15 protein-coding genes and 1 pseudogene are annotated in these 21620 nt (G+C 45.2%); 9 read left to right on the forward strand and 7 right to left on the reverse strand.

Translation table 11 applies throughout. From position 1 onward, the window contains the following. The first annotated feature begins 139 nt into the window (after window positions 1–139). From A3193_RS05940 to A3193_RS05950, 3 genes are all read left to right on the forward strand, one after another. Complete coding sequence (locus tag A3193_RS05940; protein ID WP_069014308.1) at window positions 140–1177, forward strand: ABC transporter substrate-binding protein; 1038 nt, start codon at window positions 140–142, stop codon at window positions 1175–1177. A gap of 204 nt (window positions 1178–1381) precedes the next feature. After that, on the forward strand, window positions 1382–4246 hold the full coding sequence (locus tag A3193_RS05945; protein WP_162272469.1) for an EAL domain-containing protein: 2865 nt from the start codon (window positions 1382–1384) through the stop codon (window positions 4244–4246). A 93-nt stretch (window positions 4247–4339) separates the two neighbouring features. Next, window positions 4340–5101, forward strand: a complete 762-nt coding sequence (locus A3193_RS05950; RefSeq protein WP_069014310.1) for a tRNA threonylcarbamoyladenosine dehydratase — start codon at window positions 4340–4342, stop codon at window positions 5099–5101. A 1-nt stretch (window position 5102) separates the two neighbouring features. Here A3193_RS05950 and A3193_RS05955 read toward each other — a convergent pair whose 3' ends face one another. Continuing rightward, window positions 5103–5699: a class I SAM-dependent methyltransferase gene (locus A3193_RS05955; RefSeq protein ID WP_069005248.1), complete on the reverse strand. Its 597-nt coding sequence runs from the start codon at window positions 5697–5699 to the stop codon at window positions 5103–5105. Window positions 5700–5777: 78 nt separating this feature from the next. After that, window positions 5778–6404, reverse strand: a complete 627-nt coding sequence (locus A3193_RS05960; protein ID WP_069014311.1) for a DsbA family protein — start codon at window positions 6402–6404, stop codon at window positions 5778–5780. 1029 nt (window positions 6405–7433) lie between these two features. On the opposite strand from A3193_RS05960, the pseudogene A3193_RS05970 reads away from it, so the two are divergent. Then, window positions 7434–8404, forward strand: a pseudogene (locus A3193_RS05970) (IS481 family transposase). A gap of 74 nt (window positions 8405–8478) precedes the next feature. On the opposite strand, the gene A3193_RS20950 reads toward A3193_RS05970, so the two are convergent. Further along, a complete protein-coding gene (locus A3193_RS20950; protein ID WP_069014313.1) occupies window positions 8479–10875 on the reverse strand; it encodes a methyl-accepting chemotaxis protein in 2397 nt (798 codons plus the stop codon). Window positions 10876–11389: 514 nt separating this feature from the next. Here A3193_RS20950 and A3193_RS05980 point away from each other — a divergent pair. Then, a complete protein-coding gene (locus A3193_RS05980; RefSeq protein WP_069005252.1) occupies window positions 11390–11890 on the forward strand; it encodes a TlpA family protein disulfide reductase in 501 nt (166 codons plus the stop codon). Between the two features lie 46 nt (window positions 11891–11936). Here the strand turns inward: A3193_RS05980 and A3193_RS05985 are convergent, their stop codons facing one another. Genes A3193_RS05985 through lexA form a run of 3 tightly spaced genes read right to left on the reverse strand, consistent with a single transcriptional unit; the run spans window position 11937 to window position 14316 of the window. Further along, complete coding sequence (locus tag A3193_RS05985) at window positions 11937–12389, reverse strand: hypothetical protein (RefSeq protein ID WP_069014314.1); 453 nt, start codon at window positions 12387–12389, stop codon at window positions 11937–11939. A gap of 22 nt (window positions 12390–12411) precedes the next feature. Beyond that, on the reverse strand, window positions 12412–13680 hold the full coding sequence (locus A3193_RS05990; protein ID WP_069005254.1) for a DNA polymerase Y family protein: 1269 nt from the start codon (window positions 13678–13680) through the stop codon (window positions 12412–12414). Window positions 13681–13716: 36 nt separating this feature from the next. Beyond that, window positions 13717–14316, reverse strand: a complete 600-nt coding sequence (gene lexA, locus A3193_RS05995) for a transcriptional repressor LexA (protein WP_069005255.1) — start codon at window positions 14314–14316, stop codon at window positions 13717–13719. A gap of 352 nt (window positions 14317–14668) precedes the next feature. On the opposite strand from lexA, the gene A3193_RS06000 reads away from it, so the two are divergent. The 4 genes from A3193_RS06000 (at window position 14669) to A3193_RS06015 (ending at window position 20825) form a co-directional block, all read left to right on the forward strand. After that, the gene (locus tag A3193_RS06000) at window positions 14669–15022 is read left to right on the forward strand and encodes a hypothetical protein (protein ID WP_068995622.1); all 354 of its coding nucleotides are present in this window, start codon (window positions 14669–14671) and stop codon (window positions 15020–15022) included. A 353-nt stretch (window positions 15023–15375) separates the two neighbouring features. Continuing rightward, the gene (locus A3193_RS06005) at window positions 15376–16065 is read left to right on the forward strand and encodes a response regulator transcription factor (RefSeq protein WP_305782006.1); all 690 of its coding nucleotides are present in this window, start codon (window positions 15376–15378) and stop codon (window positions 16063–16065) included. Window positions 16066–16452: 387 nt separating this feature from the next. Continuing rightward, window positions 16453–17805, forward strand: a complete 1353-nt coding sequence (locus A3193_RS06010) for an ATP-binding protein (RefSeq protein WP_069005256.1) — start codon at window positions 16453–16455, stop codon at window positions 17803–17805. Between the two features lie 134 nt (window positions 17806–17939). Continuing rightward, window positions 17940–20825 carry a PKD domain-containing protein gene (locus A3193_RS06015; protein WP_069014315.1) on the forward strand — a complete coding sequence of 962 codons (2886 nt, stop codon included), beginning with the start codon at window positions 17940–17942 and terminating at the stop codon, window positions 20823–20825. 139 nt (window positions 20826–20964) lie between these two features. Here A3193_RS06015 and A3193_RS06020 read toward each other — a convergent pair whose 3' ends face one another. Next, complete coding sequence (locus A3193_RS06020; protein WP_162272470.1) at window positions 20965–21564, reverse strand: TonB family protein; 600 nt, start codon at window positions 21562–21564, stop codon at window positions 20965–20967. Between the last annotated feature and the right edge of the window lie 56 nt (window positions 21565–21620).

Genomic DNA, 21620 nt, shown 5'->3' on the forward strand with positions numbered 1-21620 from the left:
AAAAATTGTTGAGAATTGTTATCAGCAAGTGCTTGTGATTGGTTAGAGATACTTGGAGCAGATAGAGATGATCCATTTTGAGATTGCCAGGTTCAGTACCCGTCTGTCCAGCAATGGCATCTGCCTTGGTAGAAGGTAGATGGGTAATAAAAAATCCATTCTTGTCGTCTTGATAGCAATTCTAGGGTGTCTTAGCCCGGTTGCCGCCATACCTTCATCCGAGATAGATAAAGTTTATCGTCTGCTTATTCTGGATTCTCAGGCTGGAAGTCCCTATGAGGATGTTCGAAATTCACTCATAGAGACGCTGATGGAAAGAGGTTATCGGCAAGGAGATAACCTGGAGATCACTCATCACTATATCGACAACAGTGTGACTTTGGGTGTGGATATTTTAAAGCGTGAAATAACGGAAAATTATGATGTGGTGTATGTCGGAGGAACAGTAGCCACAATATCAGCTAAAAACGCACTCTTCGAAAGTGATGTGCCTGTAGTATTTGGTGCACCTACAGATCCTATCGGTATTGGTGTTATTGACAGCTTTGACCAACCGCCAAAAGTGAATTTCACCGGTGTCAGTTATCCTGTTCCAGTTAAGTCAAGATTTTTGTTCCTACGTCAACTAATGCCTGAATTACGCAGAGTTGGTTTGATCTATGCCGATATGCCTCAGTCTCAAAGTTACAATAGATGGATAAAAAGGCTTCTGATGGATGATCCTGCCTTTCATGACATTGAAGTTATTTTTCATCCATTACCGTTGATAACTGGTGATGATGGAGATGAACAGATGGCAAAGCTGGCAATCCCCATTATCAAGCAGATGAATAATCAGGTGGATGCTTTTTTAAAGCCCAATGACCAGTTAGGGGCAAGACAGCATTTTGCAGAGGTTGTCAAAACATACGGAAAAAAGCCGTTGATTGGTCTGGTTAAGAAAGATGTAGTTTCTGAATGGGGTGCGACAGCCGTTGTATTTCCATGTCTGGAGAGTATGGGACGTCAACTGGGCGAAATGGTATATGAACTGTTTGATGGTGTCCCAATTGAATTTATCGAACCTAAATGGCCTGCGCATTTTGGTTATGCTGTTGATTTAAATAAAACACAGCAATTTGGAATAAATGTACCGGTAGGTATTTTGCAACTTGCAGGAAAAAATATTATTAGATGACTATCTTTAAGGAGAGCATCTAAAAATCATGAAAATTTTGATTGCTTCATACAATAGATTGCCACGAGTAGACGCTTTGATCTCTGAGTTGGGTTTTTCTATGGCATATATCAGGGCATAGTCAAGTCACTCGTTATGGGTCTAAGTAGAAAAATTCTTATAATCACAATCGGTATACTGGCTATATCACTGTTAGTCAGTTCCATGCTTAATGTAATTAGCTTTCGAAGTAAGTATACAGATGCATTGTTAACAGGCAGTTTTGGCATCGGATATAGTATTGAAAGCCTGTTAACAGAATTATTGGCTTTAGGGCTACCGCTCGATTCGCTTTCAGGTATGGATAATAAACTGGTGGAAGTGGTAGAGAAAAATAGTCATATTGCTTATGCCGGTGTAACAGATGAGCTGGGCATTGTGCTTTTCCATAGCGATAACAGTTTAGTCGGACATCACTTTGCGGATTCGGTAGCACGAAAAATTCTCAACGAGAAGAGACCAATATGGCAGATTTATGATCGATTTGATGGTGAAAGATATTATGATGTTTCAATACCGCTGTTTGATCATGATAAAAATTATGTCGGTGTTGTAAGGCTCGGGTTTCTATCGTCTATTGTTGATCGAAAGGTGGAAGAGGCGATCGCGCAAATAATAATCAATGTTCTGGTTACCTTCCTTGTTATAGCAATTTTGCTTAATCTGTTTTTACGACGTTCTGTCATTGATCCAGTTAAACAGCTTTCTGGGTATGCCGAATCCATTGCTAATGGAAAATTTGATTCTGAATCAACAATTCGCAGTAAAGATGAGGTTGGAAGGCTGTCGTATTCATTGCATGAAATGGGTGGAATTCTACAAAAACAGATAAAAGAACTGAAAAAATCCGGGCGTGAACTGGAACAACGTATTGAGGTACGAACTCAAGAGTTGGCCGATATCAATCAGGATCTGAAAAAGAGTAACGATGGACTCAGTGAAGCTCTAGAGAGAGAAAAAAAACTATCCGATGCGCTTAGAAACAGTGAAGAGCGCTTCAGGATGTTGTTCGAAAAAAGCAAAGCGATCATGTTAACGATTGATCCAGGAAATGGTGCAATTCTTGCCGCAAATCATGCTGCAGAAATCTACTACGGTTACTATATCGAGCAATTGTTAAAGATGAATATCGGTGATATCAACGTGTTGACCGATACTGAAATAGCCCATGAGATGGATTTGGCAGAACGTGAAGAAAGAAATCATTTCTACTTTCAACACGCATTGGCAAGTGGTGAGATTCGAGACGTTGAAGTGCACTCAGGTCCGATAGACTGGGGAGGCAAACAAGTACTTTACTCAATAATCCACGATATTACCGATAGAAAAAAGGCCGAAGCTGAGTTAGACAGAATCGCACATTATGACTCTTTGACCGGACTTCCAAACCGCCTCTTGAAGTCAGATCGATTGAATCAGGCCATTGTAAGAGCGAAAAGAAGGGGGAGCCTGGTGGCCGTCTGTTATCTGGACCTCGACGGCTTCAAACCAATAAATGATACATATGGTCATGACACTGGAGATTTGGTGCTTGTTGAAGTCGCCCAACGATTGGAACATACCGTCAGAGGCGGAGATACTGTCTCAAGAATAGGTGGTGATGAATTTGTCATTATATTGACGGAGCTTGAAAGCCAGGACGGTTGTGAATTCATTCTGCAACGTGTAATGCAGGTGATTGAAGAGCCCATAATACTTCAGGATGTAGAATTAGTTGTATCCGCCAGTATCGGTTATACACTTTATCCTTCAGATGATTCAGATGCGGATTTGCTGCTAAGACATGCTGATCAAGCCATGTATGTGGCAAAGGAACGGGGTAAGAGCTGTATCCATCTGTTCGATCCAGAACAGGATCGACAAGTGAAAGCCTATCGTGAAAACTATGAACGTCTGCAAGAAGCCATTTTAAATGGTGAATTTGTCCTCTATTATCAGCCAAAAGTTAATATGTACAATGGTCAGGTAATTGGTATGGAGGCTTTATTGAGATGGATGCATCCAGAGCAGGGTATGCTTGCACCGGGGTCATTCCTGCACATCCTGACGGATACTGATCTGGAGATAGAGTTGGGGAGATGGGTAATAGACAGGGCACTGAAGCAATTGCAAGTATGGCAATCCAAAGGAATGGACTTAAGCGTGAGTGTAAATATCGGCCCGCATCATCTTCAACATTCCGGATTTGTTCATCATGTTAAGGAAGCGCTTATAAATTACGACTCTGTGGCTGCGAACAAATTAGAGCTTGAGATTTTGGAGACAACTTCCATCGAGGATTTAAGCCGTATAATTCAACCTTTGTTACATTGTCAGGAAATGGGTGTTCAGATAACCCTGGATGATTTTGGTACTGGTTATTCCTCACTGACCTATTTTCATCGTTTACCTGTTAACACGCTAAAGATTGATCAAAGTTTTGTGTGTGATATGTTGGAGGATCCTCAAGACTTGGCCATAGTCGAGAGTGTCGTTAGGTTGGCACTAGCCTTTCATCATCCGGTAATTGCTGAAGGAGTTGAAAGTATTGAACATGGAGCTGCCTTATTACGGCTTGGATGTCAGTTGGGACAGGGCTATGGTATCGCAAGACCCATGCCTGCCGAGAGTGTAGCGAACTGGATAGAGCAATGGCATGACGACACAGATTGGCAAAATTTAAAAAAGAGACTTGAGATTGATAGTAATACTGATATCAAAACAGTAATTGCTTCCCATCAACAGTGGTTATCACAATCTATTGAAACAATAACCAACACTGAATCCCATTCCAATTGGATATTTTCGGACAGTAACAGTTGTTCCTTTGGTCGTTGGTTCCACGGCGCTGGATATTTCAAGTATGGTCATTTAGAGCAGTATGGAAAACTCAGAAAGTGCCACGAACATATACATCTCTTGGTGGAGGAGTTGAATGAACTCTCAAACAGTGGTCAGCAGGAGCGTATGCTGCAAAAATTGGATGAGCTAAATGCAATGCATGACCAATTCGTCAATCAATTACAGAAGCTACTCTCAAAAATCGATTGAATATATTGTGTATATCTTGATGTCTCTTACTAATTGTTTGTTTTTAAAGTCAGTCTTATATGACGGTTTTAGTTTTATACTAGGTGGAAATTAATGGATTACGATAGGCGATTTTCCGGTATTTTACGCTTATACGGAAAACGGGGGTTTGATTTTATACGTGGTTCAAATATAGCTGTAGTTGGTGTCGGCGGTGTTGGTTCATGGGCAGTTGAAGGACTGGCTAGAAGCGGGATAGGTAACATAAGCCTGTATGATATGGATCACGTAGCAGAATCCAACATCAATCGACAACTTTCGGCATTAGAGAGTGAGCTGGGTAAAGCAAAAGTCAAAGTTCTTGCACAAAGGGTGGAGCAGATTAATTCGGAATGTAGGGTCAATGCAATTGAAGAGTTCGTTGAGGAGAAAAATCTACAACAGTTAATTGGAAATGAGTTCAACTATGTAATTGACTGTATCGATAACTACCGAACCAAAGCTGCTTTAGTTGCTTATTGTAAATCAAAAAAAATACCAATAATTACCGTTGGTGCTGCTGGTGGACAAATCGATCCTCTAAAAATTCGTAAAATAGATTTAAGTCGCAGCGAACAGGATCCATTACTATCAAAAACAAGAAAGCTTCTTAGACAGAATTATAATTTTTCTACTAATTTGAAGCGGCGATTTGGTGTGCCATGTGTATATTCTACTGAGCACCAGAGCGCACCTGTTGACTTAACATGTTTGGATAGTGATAAAGGATTTCAGAGTGATTTGAATTGTGCTGGTTATGGTTCTGTAATGACAGTAACAGCAACTTTTGGGTTGGTTGCTGTCTCCCATGTGCTGAGTTATTTAGCTGAAAAATAGATTATTTGTGAAACTTTTGTGCCATTGCGACAGTATAGGTTTTACCTTGTTTCAGTTTTTTATAGTCTCCAAAAATATCATTTAGGTTACGTTTCATGTATTGACGCAATCCATTAATAGTGACTACATAAAGTTTACCCCCTGAATTCAGTCTTGTGTATGCGTCATATAGAATCAGCGATAACATCTCTTTACCTACCTTGGCTGGAATATTCGAAGCGATTACATCAAATTTAGCTTTAGGGTCTATATGATCAAATGCATTGCTTAAAACCGCCTTTGCATTATTTAGATTGTTACGTACAGCGTTGGCATTAGCGTACTCAACTGCCATAAAGTCCTTATCTACTAAGAGAGTTTTGCCTTGATAGGCGCGCCGTGCCATATATAAACCGATAGGCCCATATCCGCATCCCAGGTCGAGGCAACTATCGCCAGGTTCGATCTCAAGAAGGTTAACCAAGAGTTGTGTACCAACATCAATTTCCTTGGGAGAAAATATACCCCAAGTGGAGTGAAAGATAAGATGCTCACCCGCTAAGTCGGTAGAAAATACGATATCCTTTCTAAGTTTATCCAGTTTGCTACTATCTTGCATACGAAGCTAATTGTAAGTTGATATTGTCGAAAGTGAAGTTTATAACAGAGGAGTTAAGGATGCTATCTATAATTTATTTCAGCTACTGATATCGAAGATTGATTCCAGTATGGTATTTGCATCATTGTAATCAATTGGAATCGGCCAGTAACTACCGTCTATTTCTAATACAAGTGAAGGGAAGCTGTATACACCCATCGTTCTACATTGTCCGATTTCTTTATGGAGTTGATTGGCTGTGACATCACTGCGAAAAACCTTTGAAAACTGACTGCCGTTGATTCCGATATTCATAGCCAGGTTTTCCAGTGTGTGATAATCAGAAGGGTTCATCGCGTTTAAATAATAAGCCTGTTGAATAGCGTAGATCATCTCATCTTCTTTTGACGAGTCGATCTCTCTTGCTGCGATGACAGACCTACAGGCAGGATATGTTGAGCGACGTGGTGTATTCTTCCTCCAGAAATCGTAATTGAAATCAGTGCCTGGTATTTTGGACTGGATTGTTTTCCAGGTTCCCTCTATTTTTCTACGCAAGTTGACGTCCATCGGTAGGTCAGAATCAGGTGCTAAACCACCTAAAAGGTATCTGGAAGATATTTCTGAAGGTAAATTATTTAACAATCGGTGGAGAGTGGGGCGGAATGCCCAGCACCAACTGCACATAGGATCATGTATATAATATAATTGTCGTTTCAAACTCATTTATTTTGAGAGAGTATTCTGATAAGTGCTCTTGGTTATAGTCAGTCAAGGATAATATGTATGGACGAAGTATCATAAATGATTATAGTATAAGCTCAATCAGAGTGCCGTTGGGTTTATTTCATATATGAGTGATCATTAAGCATAGATAGTTAAATAACTAAAAACCGGAATTAAGGATAATTGTAAAATAGTATAAAAATAACAGTGAGTGGTTAGAAAGGTCGGTATGAAATCAAGGACGAAATTCATAGTCATTATAATAATGTCATTTGTGCCTATAGCAGTAAATTCATCAGAAAAACATTGGCTCTCATTGGAAAGTGATGGTCTGTATATCCTTAAACTGTATGGATTGCCAAAAGGTGACTATATCACGGTCAATCTATTCTCTAGTGCTGTTAATGATAAGCAGACAGCAGCGAAGCAGTTTTTTACTTACACGGACAAAGACAAAAAAAGACTAATCAGAATAGATGCTCAGTACCATGTTCAACTGACAACAATACCGGGGTTGTCGGTAATAACAACAATGAGGCGATCCACTGATCAACTCGGTAAGTCGATACTTGTCCACTACCAGGCTTTTTATTTAGAAAACAAAAAGCAGATCTGGTACGTGAGAACAGAGTTAAACGATAGTTTGAGCTTATTGACTCAAAATTACAGTAAGATATTGGATCATGCATTTATAATAATGCAAATCAATAAAAATAGAGATGTGAATAACAATGGATAATATAATATGATAAATTATAAGTGATCAATAAGACATTGTATTATAAAGATAAGCTTCGGAGTAGGTGTGTTAAAAGCAGCGCTGTTAACTAAAATTGCATTTTGGATGACCGTCCTTGGTATTTTTGCGTTGATCACTCCAAATCCTGCCTGGCCAGAGTGGCTGGCTAGAATGGTTCTCTCAACCGGAATTGCTCTCGGCTTGGTTACAATAGGATTATCTTGGTGGAAAAGAAGATAGGTCGATTAGTTGTGTGATTCTTAGACATCCTTTCATTATTATTGGGTGCTATTAACCGAGAAATTCAGCAAAGATTACAATGGGTTAGTCTTTATGAAGAGTCTGGTGATGCAGGCTTTGTTTGCAGGCGATGCAGTATCTCTAGGCCCACTTTGAGAAAGTGGTGGCGTAGATATCAGGCCGATGGTCAAGAAGGCTTACAGAGCCACAGCAGACGCCCGCACTCATCACCCAACGCCATAATCACTATTGAGATGGAGACCTTACTTCTAGACCTTAGGAAATCCCGTAATCTTGGTGCAACACGACTTCAAAGTGAGTTATTGCGGCTCCACAATATTTCGCTATCACCCGCGTCAATTCATAAGGTTTTCAAAAAGCATCAGATAAAAACTGTCAAAAGTTTAGGAAAAAGTCCGATTTCATCAGGTATGAACGGCCCATTCCAGGTGACCGGGTTCAAATGGACACCTGTAAGATTGGCCCAGGTCTTTATCAATATACATCCATTGATGATTGCACCCGTTATAGGGTTTTACGCATCTATGAACGTCGTACGGTGGCAAATACACTAGATTTTAATGATGCAGTCACTGACGAGATACCGTTTCCTATTCAGCGTAAACAGACTGACCGAGGTAGAGAGTTTTTTGCGACCAAAGTTCAAGAAAAGTTGGTGGAACTGGGTATTATATTTCGTCCCAACAAACCAGGAACTCCTCATCTTAACGGCAAAGTTGAACGCTCTCAGAAGACAGATAAGGTAGAGTTCTACGCAACCAATGATACGTCTTCAGATGATCTTGATAACCTGCTGGCAGAAGGGCAGCACTACTACAACTGGGATCGTCCTCATGGCGCTCACAAAGGTAAAACGCCAATGGAGCGATACTTTGAACTATCTGAAGAAATGCCACTTTCTGAAGAAGCCAATGCTGACTATCAACCTTTAAAAGAGCGTATACAAGAAGCCAACTACAAGCTAGATTTGGAACTGGCCAGATTGAAACGATCTCTATAAATCACACATGCTGTTATACGCTATGCATAAGTTACATTAACCACACTTTGCAGAACAGCATCCTCACTGGCAAATCATGCTGCGCTCTCGCCTGTATCAATCGACCTCTCTACCTGTTCCAACAGATTTATAATGGTAGAGGATAGTGGTGCGATCTTAGTATAAAGTGCTTCAGCCTCATTCATATGACCACTCTCCTTTTTTTCTATGATCTTCTTGATTAATTCATGCAATTCATGGTGTGGTTTTTCTATTGAACGCATTTCAGGGATATCGCCATATTGATCCAATCCGTCACTGTAGTACCACTTACCCAAAACACAGTCATGATGCGAGACGGCCTCTTTGTGAGAGAGTGAGGACGTGCCATCCAGAAAAGAACGAAGTCTCGCCTTCCAGGCCAGGTGAGCCGATTTGGCAGCACTGAAGTCAAGCCCACTGTCTCCAGAAAACTTGAATTGTTGTATTACACTCTGAAGCGTAGAGGCGAGATTACCCAGTGAATTCACCGTTGCAGCTGTTGCATTTGCCTCATCAGCATTCAATTTACTGCTGTCCTTGATACTGCAGAGATTCTTGTTTATCTCTTCAGCAACAGTGCACTGCTGCTCAGCAGCAGTGGCAATTTGAGTGTTCATTTCACTGATTGTTTCAACAGCCTGATTAATTGTACCGAGAGATCGCAGTGCATCTTCAGTCAATTGAACATTTATATTGACCTTCTCCCGACCTGCCGACATGACTGAAACCGCTTCCTGAGTACCGTTCTGAAGCGACTGAATCATATTTTCAATCTCGCCAGTTGATTCGTGGGTTCGGGTAGCCAGGCTCCGTACTTCATCGGCTACCACAGCAAACCCTCGACCCTGTTCGCCAGCGCGGGCAGCTTCGATAGCTGCATTTAAAGCTAACAAATTGGTCTGCTCAGCAATGCTCTTGATTACATCAAGTACCCCACCAATTCTGAGGCTCTCCTGCTCCACATTGAGTATTGAGTCTTCTGCAAGTTTTACTTCGTCGGCTAGCTCCTTTACAGCAACAGATGTTTTTCGAACAATAGTGCATCCACTGTGCGCCTCCTTATTCGCTGTCAAAGCGGATTGCTCTGCAATCGATGCATTTTTAGCTACATTGCTGATACAGGCGGTCATTTGACTCATTGCTGTTGCAACCTGTTCAGTTTGTACCTCTTGATTCAATATGCCTTTAATTATCTGATTGGTATTATCGGAGGTTTGTGCCACTGACTCTATAACAGATTCAGTTGAGTGGGCGGTTTTTTTGATTAGTTCACGAATCTTGCTGACAAAAACATTGAAACTAGAGGCCAGTTGGGCTAACTCATCACGACCTGACTGGTCTAGTGTGATCATCAGATTGCCATCTCCGTCTGCAATATTCTGCATGGTACTTGCGGTATTCATGATGGGTTCGGATATGGATTTGGCAATAAACCAACTAATCCCAATACCTAAGGTTAATCCAAGGATGAACAATGCAATCACCAATTCAAATACAAATTGTGTACTATCTCTTAGTGAGGAACTGGTTTGATTGATGGAGGACTGAAGCTGACTGACAAGGCTAGAAAGGTTACCTTGGATTGACTGAAGGTTAACGTTCAGGTTGTTACGAACCAGTGCAGCATCACTGCGCCACTCATCCCCACCATGAATCTCAAGCAGTTTGGCATAATGTTCTTTAAAAGTAGCTATACTCTCTGCAACCCCTGTTATTGAATCGAGTTGATCAAGCGTCAAAAGGTCTTCCATCTTTATCAGGTTCTGTAACAGAGATTCAGCCTGTGTAAGGTAGAGGTCAATATTATTAATATTGTTGTCACTTCTAAAAGCGAGGTAACCTCTAACACCATTAATGACCTGACTCCAGCTATATCTTAGTTCGCTCAGATCAACGAGTAACTGTTTACGCTCTTCAGATGAATATTCATCCACTTCTGTCAGGATCATTTGCGAGGCTAATTGCATTACCGTGCGATTGATCGGATTTATGTGCTGATTCGCATAGTCGATTCCAGGAAAATTTTTTTCAAATGATGAGGTCTTTTGTTGCAATAGTTTGGCCGTTGCTTCAAATGCTCCAATATCATCTCTGAGGGAATTTAAAGGCTGATTAAAGTCAATCTCAGGATTGCGTACAGTCGCCTGTCTGAGTTCCTGTAAAATATCTTTACAGTTTTTGATCGCTCTCGTGTAATTCTGCAGGTGGTAATCTTCTTTCGTTACCATAAAGAAACCAAGTGACGCGGTGGCCTGTTCAATATGGAAGGTGAGATCTTTCGCTAGTAATAGGGTGGGTTGGCTGTCTACGACGACCTTCTCGACATTACTGTTAACCCCGTTCAAACTAATTAAAGTTACTGCTGTACTGATTGAAAAGAGTGAAAGAACCAGCCCGAAACCAAGCCATAGTTTTGTTTTGATCGATGAAAATATAGAGACAACTTGCATGCCGTTCTCCTGGAAATACCCTATAAAACAATTTGTTACCTGTTATATTTATTATTCCGCCAGGTAAAAATGTTGAGTCCCTACAAGCCGCCTGTAGGCATTATTAATTTGCTACAACTTATCTGGAATCCAGAAGATTTCCTTGAAGAACCGCTGATATGTTCGTCAACAGAGGTGTTTCACGAGAACTGCTTTTGGTCGCACCGGTTTGAAATTATCAGAGACTCCCTAGTTCTATAATTGATTCCATTTTCATAATCAATAATCGACGTGGACTGAAAAAACTTTAAGAACTATATGACTGATGAGTCGAAGTAAAGGATTTCATAATATTCACACATGGCACTGAACCGAACTAAAACCTGCTACTGTAATGAATAACTCAATGAAAAAGCTGACTTGCTGCTAAATAAACGGTGTAATATAAACGCCATGACATTATGAATTAAATGAGTATGAGATGGCCGTAATCCGATATTTTACCTGTATGACTATCACCAGGAAGGGTTATGGAGTGATATTTGGGTTTTTGCTGTTACTGTTCTGTCATATGGGAAATGCAGGATGGTTGGAAGCGGTTAATCCGCCCACGTTAACGGCAAAAATTGAATTGAATGACCTTAACAAGGTGCAGCACAATCTTTCTGAAGCGAAAGGGAAGGTTGTGCTGATTAATTTTTGGGCGAGCTGGTGTCCTCCCTGTATCGAGGAGATGCCTTCACTGATCAGGCTTGTTGAACATATGAAGACAGATGATCTGCAGGTGCTTGCAGTTAATGTCAATGAGAATAGAAACCGGGTTGCACGTATTGCCAGCAAGTTGGGATTCAACTTTCCCGTACTGCTCGATGCTACTAAATCGGTAACAAAGGATTGGCGTATCACGGTTTATCCCAGCAGTTTTCTTATCGACAAACAAGGCTTTTTGAGATTCAAGGCGATTGGCCCTGTCGAGTGGGATAGTGAAGAGTCAATCGCTCAGGTTAAGCAGCTGTTGTCAGAAGCCTACCCATAGCAACAATCGATTGATTCACCGCTCCACCTCCATGATTTCAACTGGACTATTGATCAAAATGAGCTGTGATCAACGACTTCGAGCGGCTGCCGGCACTGAGTATTCTCGGCCAGCGCTCATACTCTGAGTCTTCCAGTTCCGGCGTGATGGTGACTACATAGACGCGACGTTCATGCTGCCAATGAGCAATCAGCCCTTGGATCCACTTACCGGAGGTAACGTCGAACCAGCGTCGCGCTCCTTCAAAATCGATCTCCATGAACTGGCGGATATCGAGTTTCACCGGTAGAGGGTGCCAGCGATCCCAATGCCCACCATAGATGGCATCAAGCCTGGCCCATCCGCCCAGCGGCAGCTTGCCAGCTTGTTGTTTTCTTCTACCCCAGGGCAGGAGTGCTATATCACCCTGTTTTTTTCGGACCGGCAGGCAGGCGCGGGAATCGGCAAATGCCGTACGGACATCTTGATTGTTAAAAGTGTAGTAGACAGCGGTACACATCTTGTCAGATCAGGATCATGGTTCAGGCTTCAGTGTGATTCATCAGAATCGTCTCTCTGTGGCCAAAGGGCTTCCAGGCAGGTGCGATCACATTAGGCATTTTGGAGCGGCCGAGCAGACGGGTGGGGGCGAGCGTAAACTCCCCGTAGCGTTGGTTGACCTCATCCATCGCCTGATCGAGACGCTCCCGCTGCTGTTGCCCAGGATTCAGGAAGTCTCTCTGGTAGCCGGTCGGCTTGGGGTCCAGGGCTGTGACCTGCACCTGAAAGCAGCCTTCTCCTGCCCAGTGATTGTTCAGTAGATCCTCACACATGGCGAGAATATCCGGGCCGTGATCCGTAGGTGGGTCACAACGGTATTTACGGCTCAGGAAACCGCCCTCAAGCCGCAGGCCGATATAGAAGTGGCTGGCGCGAAACTGATGTAGCCGCAGCCGCGCCGCCACCTTTTCCGTCATGTGTAACAGAAAGGTGTCGATAACCTCCCGGTCTCTGGTGTCGGGGGGCATGACTTTGCCGTGGCCGATGGATTTGGGCGCGTCGACATCGGTATGGACCGGTTCGGGGTCGAGCCCTTGGGCCATCAGCCAGATGCGTCGCCCAGGGTTACCGAAGCGGCGTCCGATTTCGCCGATCGGCAGGCGCTGCATGTCACCGCAGGTATAGACACCCCGTTCAGCCAGATAGCGACCGATTCCCCGGGCAATACCGCACAGTTCGGTGACCGGTATGTCAGCCAGTGTGGCGCGGGCCTGGCTGGGGGGGATCAGGGTCAGACCGTTGGGTTTCTGCCGTTTTGCAGCGTATTTGGCGGTGGTTTTATCGCCACTCACGCCGACTGAACAGACCATGCCTCCGGATGCTTCGGATACGGCCCGCTTGACCTGATGAGCTATCTGCTGGGGTGTGCCGAGCAGGCGTTGGCAGTGGGTGACGTCGAGAAAAGCCTCATCCACGGAAAAGATCTCCAGATCGGGGGTGATCTCTGACAGCGCTGTCATGATGCGGGATGAGATCTGTGCATAGCGTTGCGGATTGGCGGGGACCTGCCTGAATCCGGGGCAGAGGCGTTTCGCCTCTTTCAAGCGCATACCGGTACGTACGCCAAAGGTTCTGGCCTCGTAGGAGCTGGTGATAATGCAGGTTCCCTGGGCACCATTGGTGATGCCGATCGGAATACCCTGCAGCTCGGGATGGTCAATCTGTTCCACGCTACAGAAGAAGGCGTTCATGTCCACCAGGATAATAGCGCGGGACCAGTGGGTGTCTGGGCGTGTGTCGTCAAGTTGCATGGGATTCGTGTTAACAGGCCCTGGCCCTGCGAGAGGTTAGTGATACTGGCGGAGTTGACATACCAGTACCCCTTGAATCCTTACCCGGTCCGCGGTGTAGATCATGGGGGCAATCTCGGAATTCTCGGCAATCAGCTTGATACGACCGCTTTTGAGTCGCCTGAGTCGCTTCAAAGTGGCCTCCTGGTCGTCGATCAAAGCCACGACAATGGCGTTGTCGTCGGCGGTGTCACAGCGTTCGATAATCACCAGGTCACCGTCCAGGATGCCGATATCGATCATCGAGTCGCCTTTGACCTGGAGGGCGTAGCGGTTGGCGCCGGCCAGGTATTCGGCCAGATCAAGGCGCTCCTGTCCGACGATGGCTTCGATCGGTCGACCGGCGGCAATGCTGCCCAGCAGGGGCAGACTGTATTTGGACTGTTCCTCGTCATCCACCAGTTCGATACCCCGTTTGCGACCTGGAATCAGGCGGATACGTCCAGCTTCGGCCAGTGCCTGTACATGGCGGTGAGCGGTGCCTTTGGAGGTAATGCCGATCCCCTCGGCGATTTCAATCAGGGATGGGGCATATCCGCGCCGTTTCAGATAGCGGCGGATAAAAGCCAAGGTTTTATGTTGTGTGGCTGTGAGCATATACTGTTCTCTAAAAGTTCTAATCTCCAGTGGCTGAAGTATAGAACATTATGAGAACAAAAGATATGTCCTGATGCTATTAACCCGGTAGCTAAATACGTCGTCTTCAGCGGCCGGATTAATAGTATGGCGACACCTGACTAATGGGTGAATCAGCGTGATGCCAGGCTGTTGGCAACCGAGAGTGTCAGGAGGCCGGCAACCTGGATGAGGGTCTGCGGCTGGTGGCAGTGCAAGCCTCTGATATCACGTATGAATATCAGGCGCTAGGGCTGGCGCTAACTATCCCTGTTATTCGGTCGAGAAATTTTCTATAATTACATGATAATTAAAAGATAATTTGGGAGGGACTATGCCTAACCGAGTTTTGCAGCGTCTGGCGTTGGTACTCGCGATCGTGATGTTGACTCTGTGGGGAGTGATTCTGATTGTCGATCCCTATCTGATTGTCGGCTTTTTCAGCAATGAGCCGGTGAATCAGGCATTTGCAGGGATGATGGGAGCCGCCTTGTTGGGTTTGGCCTTTATCTCCCTGGCCGGGGTGACCCAGTGGATGCAAACGCCGAGGGCCTTAGGGATCGCCATGGGGATTCTGGTGGTGGAGACGGCCTATCTAATGCTGGGTAGTGGTGTCATGCTGGTAACCCTGCCCACAACGATCAGCCTGGTTACAGCGGCAGCGGTTGCCTTCTTTCTGCTGGTTTGATTGGTTCTGCTAATCTTCATATTGCTTAATATAGTTATGGTCTATTATTAGTCAGGCCATTGCTTTGGCAGCGATGACGTAGGAATGGGGTTCGGAACGTGCCCTGTTTCACATTTTCAATATTATAATTTTACGGGATTTTGGTATATAATTCCCAATATTAGCCCTGCTGTCCAGCTGGCTTGCTATGCTATTACATGGCATTTCACAGTAGGTATGCCATAGATTTGTCGTGTAATCGGATGGACGGCACAAACTCAGCGCCAGGTGTAGGGCACTCAAATCTTGTGTGGATTGAGTACAGGAAGGAGCCTCTCTGCCTGGTCAGTGACATATTGTTGCTCGGGGGACGTATGTCAGTCGATATGAACCTGTTATTAGTTGAAGACGATGAGATGCTGGGGGACGGCATTAAAACGGTGATGGAACGCCGTGGCATGAGTATCGATTGGGTTCGCGATGGGTTGTCCGCGATGAAATCGGTTAAAAGTGTTCATTATGACGTTCTGTTACTCGATCTGAATATTCCCTGGTTGTCTGGACTGGAAGTACTGGCCAGACTGCGATCTGAAGGTAATCAGATTCCGGTGCTCGTATTGACCGCACGTTCTGAGGTGGTTGATCGGGTAAAGGCACTGGATGGGGGGGCTGACGATTACGTAGTCAAGCCTTTCGATATCGATGAACTATGCGCCCGGATTCGTGCACTTCATCGGCGTCATAGTGGTCAGGAACCGGAAATGCTTCGTCATGGTGATTTGGTATTGGATCCTTCTGCGCATACTGTAACCATTCAAAACAGTGCTATATCACTTTCCGCAAAAGAGTTCGATATCCTCCATAGCTTGATGGAGAACATGGGCAGAGTCATGTCACGTCGCAAGTTGAGTGAGAAAGTCTATTGTCTGGAAGATGATGTGGAGAGCAACGCCATAGAAGTGCATATCCATCATTTACGAAAAAAGCTCGGCGACCATCCGATTCGTACCGTGAGAGGAGTCGGATATGTGATTGAGAAACCTGGTCTGCTCGCTAAGCGATAAAGAATAATTAATAACTATCAACAATCTATTAAGAATTATCAGCAAGCTGATTGAACTCGTTACTGATAACAAAAACTCCAAATGGGATTGTAGTATCAGTGAAGTGGTTTGGGCAGACAACGAGTATCTCGATTAATGTTGCCCCTTGCACATGTACGTGAGACAACATTGGCTGAGTATTTCACCAATCTCAATACAGAAACGGGATAAAGTATCAGTGTCATACCAGTTTCTAAACAGAGCTGCGAGCTGGCTTTTGTGACTTCGATGTGCAATTCGCCAAGGGAGTAATTGTGGATGTATCATACCTGAATCAAGGTATGCTCGGCATCTTCCGGATGGCTGATTAAGGTATCGGGTAAAACTGTTCAACCGGGGGGAGGTGAAATGATTATCCGCTCAATTCGCTTGCGATTGTTGGTGATGATTTCCCTCTCCATTCTGCTGTTATGGGGCACTACCTTTGGCTTTACCTGGTGGCGAACCAGCCGAGATATCAATCTGGTCTACGATGCGGAATTGAAACTGGTGGCAGAGCTGTTGGCTGTTGCTACGGAGCATGAGCTGGAAGAGCTGGATCTTGAGGATTACCAGATCAATTTGAGTGAGTCGGGTTACGACTTTCCACTGTTGCTTCAGGTATGGTCCGATGATAATAAACTGGTTATTCAGGGGCCTGGGACACCAGGTTATGTGCTTACTTCATCTGTTGATGACGGCTACTCAGATAGCGAATTTGATGGTGAAGGTTGGCGAGTCTACACCCTTAATATTACACAACACAACTACCGGATTCATGTTGCCCGAGGTCATGCTGTCAGTGAAGCACTGGTCAGTTCATTCGTTCAGGATGTGGTGAAACCGCTGCTGATAGTACTCCCACTTTCAGGCATGCTCTGGTTCATAATTCAGCAGGGTTTCAGGCCGTTACGCTCAGTATCGCGACTGATTGGTGAACGGGATTACGATTATCTTAATCCGGTAACGGCTGAGCATATTCCAGAAGAGGTGGCAGATCTTGTCGATGAACTGAATGCACTGCTGAAAAGGCTTAAAGTCTCGATTGAACGGAACAATCGTTTTACCGCTGATGTGGCCCATGAATTGCGTACACCGATTGCCGGTATGCTGGTACAGATGCAATCGAGCGTTACCGGTCGTACTGATGCAGAGCGCGAAAAGGGATTGACTCAAATCAACAAAGGATTGAATCATCTTAATCATGTAGTGAATCAACTACTGATACTCGCATCGATAGAACCGGAAAAAATCAGAATGCAGTTTGAAGTATTCGATCTGATCTCTGTAGCAGAAGATGTTCTGTCTGATATTTCACCAATGGCGCTCAGTAAACGGGTTGAAATGGAGCTGATAGCCGATGATCAAATAGAGCTGAATGGCAATCGGGAAATGATCGCTATTATGCTGAGTAACCTGGTGACCAACGCCATGAAGTTTACACCCAGTGGAAATAAGATTTCCGTTTCCATAAAGACTCACTATAAGGGTGTCAAACTTGCTGTTGAGGACTCTGGTCCGGGTATTCCGGATGATAAGAAAAAGTGGGTGTTCGAACGTTTGAACCGACTCCCTGGAGAGACGGAATCAGGGAGTGGATTAGGCCTCTCTATTGTTAAGGAAATTTGCGAATTGCATCAGGGAAATATCAACCTACAGGATCGTAAAGACGAGACTGGTTTAATTGTGAACCTGTTCCTTCCTCAGTTAAGAGAATCTTAAGCATAGACTGCTAATTTTTGCTTTAGTTGTTTCGCCACGCATGTCGTGCATGGAGCCTACATCTCACTTTATAGATGTATTGCATATAGGCGTAAAACCTTAATAAACAAACGACTATCAAGGTTATCAAGTCTATGAACAGAGCAAACAAATGGACCAGAGCAATCTTCTATTCCTTAATGCCTTTAGGGTTTCTGGCGCTAGCTTCCAACAATCTTTCTGCAAGTGATAGTAAAAGCAAAAGTGAAAGTGAGGATGAGTCTTTCACCATAAAGAAAGCGATATGGAAGTATGAAGAGAACCGGTTGATTGTAAAAGGCAAGGGTGGGGAAGACCTCGAAGTTGTTCTCATGAATGCGGCAACCGAGGATGTTCTGGAGAGTGTTGTTTCCAAAGACGATGACTGGCGCTTCAAAATCAAGATAGAAGACGACACAGATGTCCCCTGTAAAGTCAGTGCAAAACGTAGTGCTGATGGAACCATGGAGGAGATGCGCGTAAAGGATGCACCGGATAATTGTAAAGGTGATATGGGCGGTGGCGATGGCAACATGCCACCGATAGCCAATGCCAATGGGCCCTATGCAGGCAGCCCGAATCAGGCGGTTGACTTTTCAAGTGAGGGTTCCAGTGACCCGGAAATGGGTGATCTGGTTTATATCTGGGATTTTGGTGACGGTAACACCAGTAATGAAGCCAACCCATCCCATGTTTATAACGAAACCGGTATCTTTCAGGTGATGCTTACCGTGAAGGATGGCGAGGGTGCCTCTAGCGAAGTAATGACCGTTGCGTCGATTCAGGAGGGTGGTCAGCCAACTGCCGTATCGATCAACTCAACCAGTCAGAACGGTATACCGGGAGAACCGGTTCCAGAGCAGCCACTACTCAATACCGACGATTATCGTGTTTTTGCCGTCAATGACCTGGGCATGCATTGTGGTGATTTCGATACCCGTATTTCAAGTATTCTGCCACCGTTCAATGTACTTCACGCGACTGTGATCAGACGTGGTCTCGAACCGGAGATCCTGGGGCCCAATGACGTGGATGTTTACTATTCAGCGGCTTCAAATCCACAAGACCCGATCATTACGACTGGTCAGAATTCAGCGCAATCCGGTCCAGTTTATTCGAGCAGAAATGTAGCAACCGGCGAGGTCTTCAAGACCAACTTCTGGGATGTGGCCCGGGACGCCTACGATCCTTTCTATCCACCCGGTATTCTTCCTGCTTTCTATCCGGCTGGTCCGGTTGAGGATATTCTCGATCTGGGTCTGCCCATGCCAAACGTTGAGCAACTCTATCTGGGGGATTTCGGTCTCTCTGCTGAGCAACAGGCAATGCCTGGCCGTCATGGTCCCTATGTGGAAAATGCGCTTGAGAAGTTCGAGGCTTTTGTGACGGATCAGCCATTCTTCATCGATATGTTTCCTGCCCTGGGCCTGGATAGGAACTTCCAGTTCGGTTATGTGGTGGAGGATGTGAACTGGTTTGAAGCGCCTGGTATACCGATCAGTGCATTTGATGATTTCGGCCTGGAAAACCCATGGCCTCTCTATCGCGTCCAGGCCAAGCAGGGTGAGACCATTCTGGCCTCAGTGGATACCGTCGTACCAATCTCTGGAGAAGCCAATTGCGGTGCCTGTCACGGGGCGGGTGTTGATGGTGGAAACGGCCTGGCAACGTCAGCGTTAGCCGAAGTGGCATCATCCCTGGATGATCCGATGTATGAAATGGTGCCGGATGAAGTCAGTAAGGAGTATGCAACGGATCTTAATCTGGTCCGTTTGCATGATCAGAAGCATGGCACTGATCTGGAGAATCAAACCCCGGTGGTCTGTCAGCAGTGTCACTACACACCGGCACTCGATCTGGCGCAACTCGGTCCGTTGGGACCGGAGTTCGATCCCTATGGCGGTTTTGCCAATGGTCGGAATCAGATCTCCGTGAAGAGCATGTCCAATGTCATGCATAGCCACCATGGCAGCCTCACTGATGCGGGTGGAGAACCGATCTTTCCATATATGCCGGATGCCATCAAGGATGAGTTTGGTGTTGTCTCAAATCATCAGGAGCGCCGCGAAATACTGCAGGAGACCTGCTACCAGTGTCACCCTGGTCGACGTACCGATTGTCTGCGTGGCGCCATGTCCAATGGCGGTATGCTCTGTCAGGACTGTCATGGCGATATGATGCAGGTCGGCAGAGATTTTACCGATAAGGTTACCCCGGATAATCCAGGTGATTTTGTGCTTGGCGGCAACTTCTATGATACAACTGCCGATCCGCAACAACCCCGGGTGCCCTGGGCCAATGAGCCTGGCTGTGGTTCCTGCCATACCGGTGATGCGATGGATAATATGGCTGGTATGCCTGGCACGGTGGTGAACCCCGCCGATACCGATAGCAATCCGGACAACATCCGGCTCTTCAAGGCCTATCTCTCAGATGACGATAAAGCCACTCCGATCGTTCCGAGTAACAAGCGCTTTGCTGAAAACAGTATCGAGGCGGATAACCCGGCGGTAACCGGTCCCGAGGATCCACGCATCGGTAATCCCATGCTCTATCGTGTCAGCGTGGGACATGAAGGGATCTTCTGTGAAGCCTGTCATGGTGCAACACACGGTATCTGGCCGAACAAGCATGATGCTGCCAATGATAACGTGGCCGCCAATCAACTGCAGGGCCATAAAGGCACCATAATTGAGTGCAGTACCTGTCATGAAGGTGATTTAGGTAATACTCTCGGTGGTCCTCATGGTATGCACCCAGTCGGCAACACCCGGTTTGCTGATGGTGGTCATGGTGACATGGCAGAGAGGAACTCTGATGAGTGTAAGGCGTGTCATGGTCCTGACGGATTGGGTACCGTACTGTCAAGAATGGCAGTCACCCGCGATCTGGAGTGTGACTCCAGCACCGCATTCTGTCCTGATGGCAACAGTGCCACTTTCGAGAAAGGCTACATGGTAGGCTGTGTTGAATGCCACGAGAATGAAATAAACCACGATTGAGAATCAGGTAGTTTTACCCTTACCCGCGTGTTTCCCCTCATGCGGGTTTTTTTTGTCTGTTGATTCAGTAGCAACTCCTGAAGAGTTCATCAACCGAGAGCTTATCGAGTGTATGGATAGTTATGGCCAGGTCGATCGACTACTGTTTCAGGGAATAGGCCATGGCATAGGTGACCGGCAGGGGGCATTTCAATGCTTGTGGGATTTTAGGGAAAGGCTGAGCTGCCTTGATGGCTTTGTTGGCGGCTTTGCGTAACAGGCCATGTGCCCCCTGAATCTTCAGATCGGTAATATCACCATTACATGATAACTTAAATCTGACGCTTACCTTTCCCTCGATGTTTTTACGGCGTGCCAGGCTTGGATAACGCTTTTTCTGCTCGATGCTGGAAAGAATTTCTGCAAGATAGATCTCCAGCAGTTCTGCTATGGGTTGCGTTTTCGGTGGGGTGGGTTGTGCGATTTTCTCCACGGTATCCGCTTGAGTGGTTTCAGTTACTTTTACTGGCTTTTTCTTCTGCGGTGGTTTTTTGGTCTTGACAATTTTTTTCCTGGGACTCTTTTTGGGTTTCGGTTTTGTCTTAGCTTTGGCGATCTGCTTTACAACTTTCTTCTCAACCGGTTTGTGTTGAACTGTTTTCTGAGTAGGTTGTGAAAAGCTCAATTGAATCAACAGAGGATCAGCTTTGGGTTTGACGAGCTTTGCATGGTCGATCCGCTCATCAGACCAGTTGATCATAATCACCATATGCAGACCGAGCGAAAGGCAAATGGCAGCTATGTATCTTAAGAGCT

This window comes from Candidatus Thiodiazotropha endoloripes, from assembly GCF_001708965.1.
GTDB lineage: Bacteria > Pseudomonadota > Gammaproteobacteria > Chromatiales > Chromatiaceae > Thiodiazotropha > Thiodiazotropha endoloripes.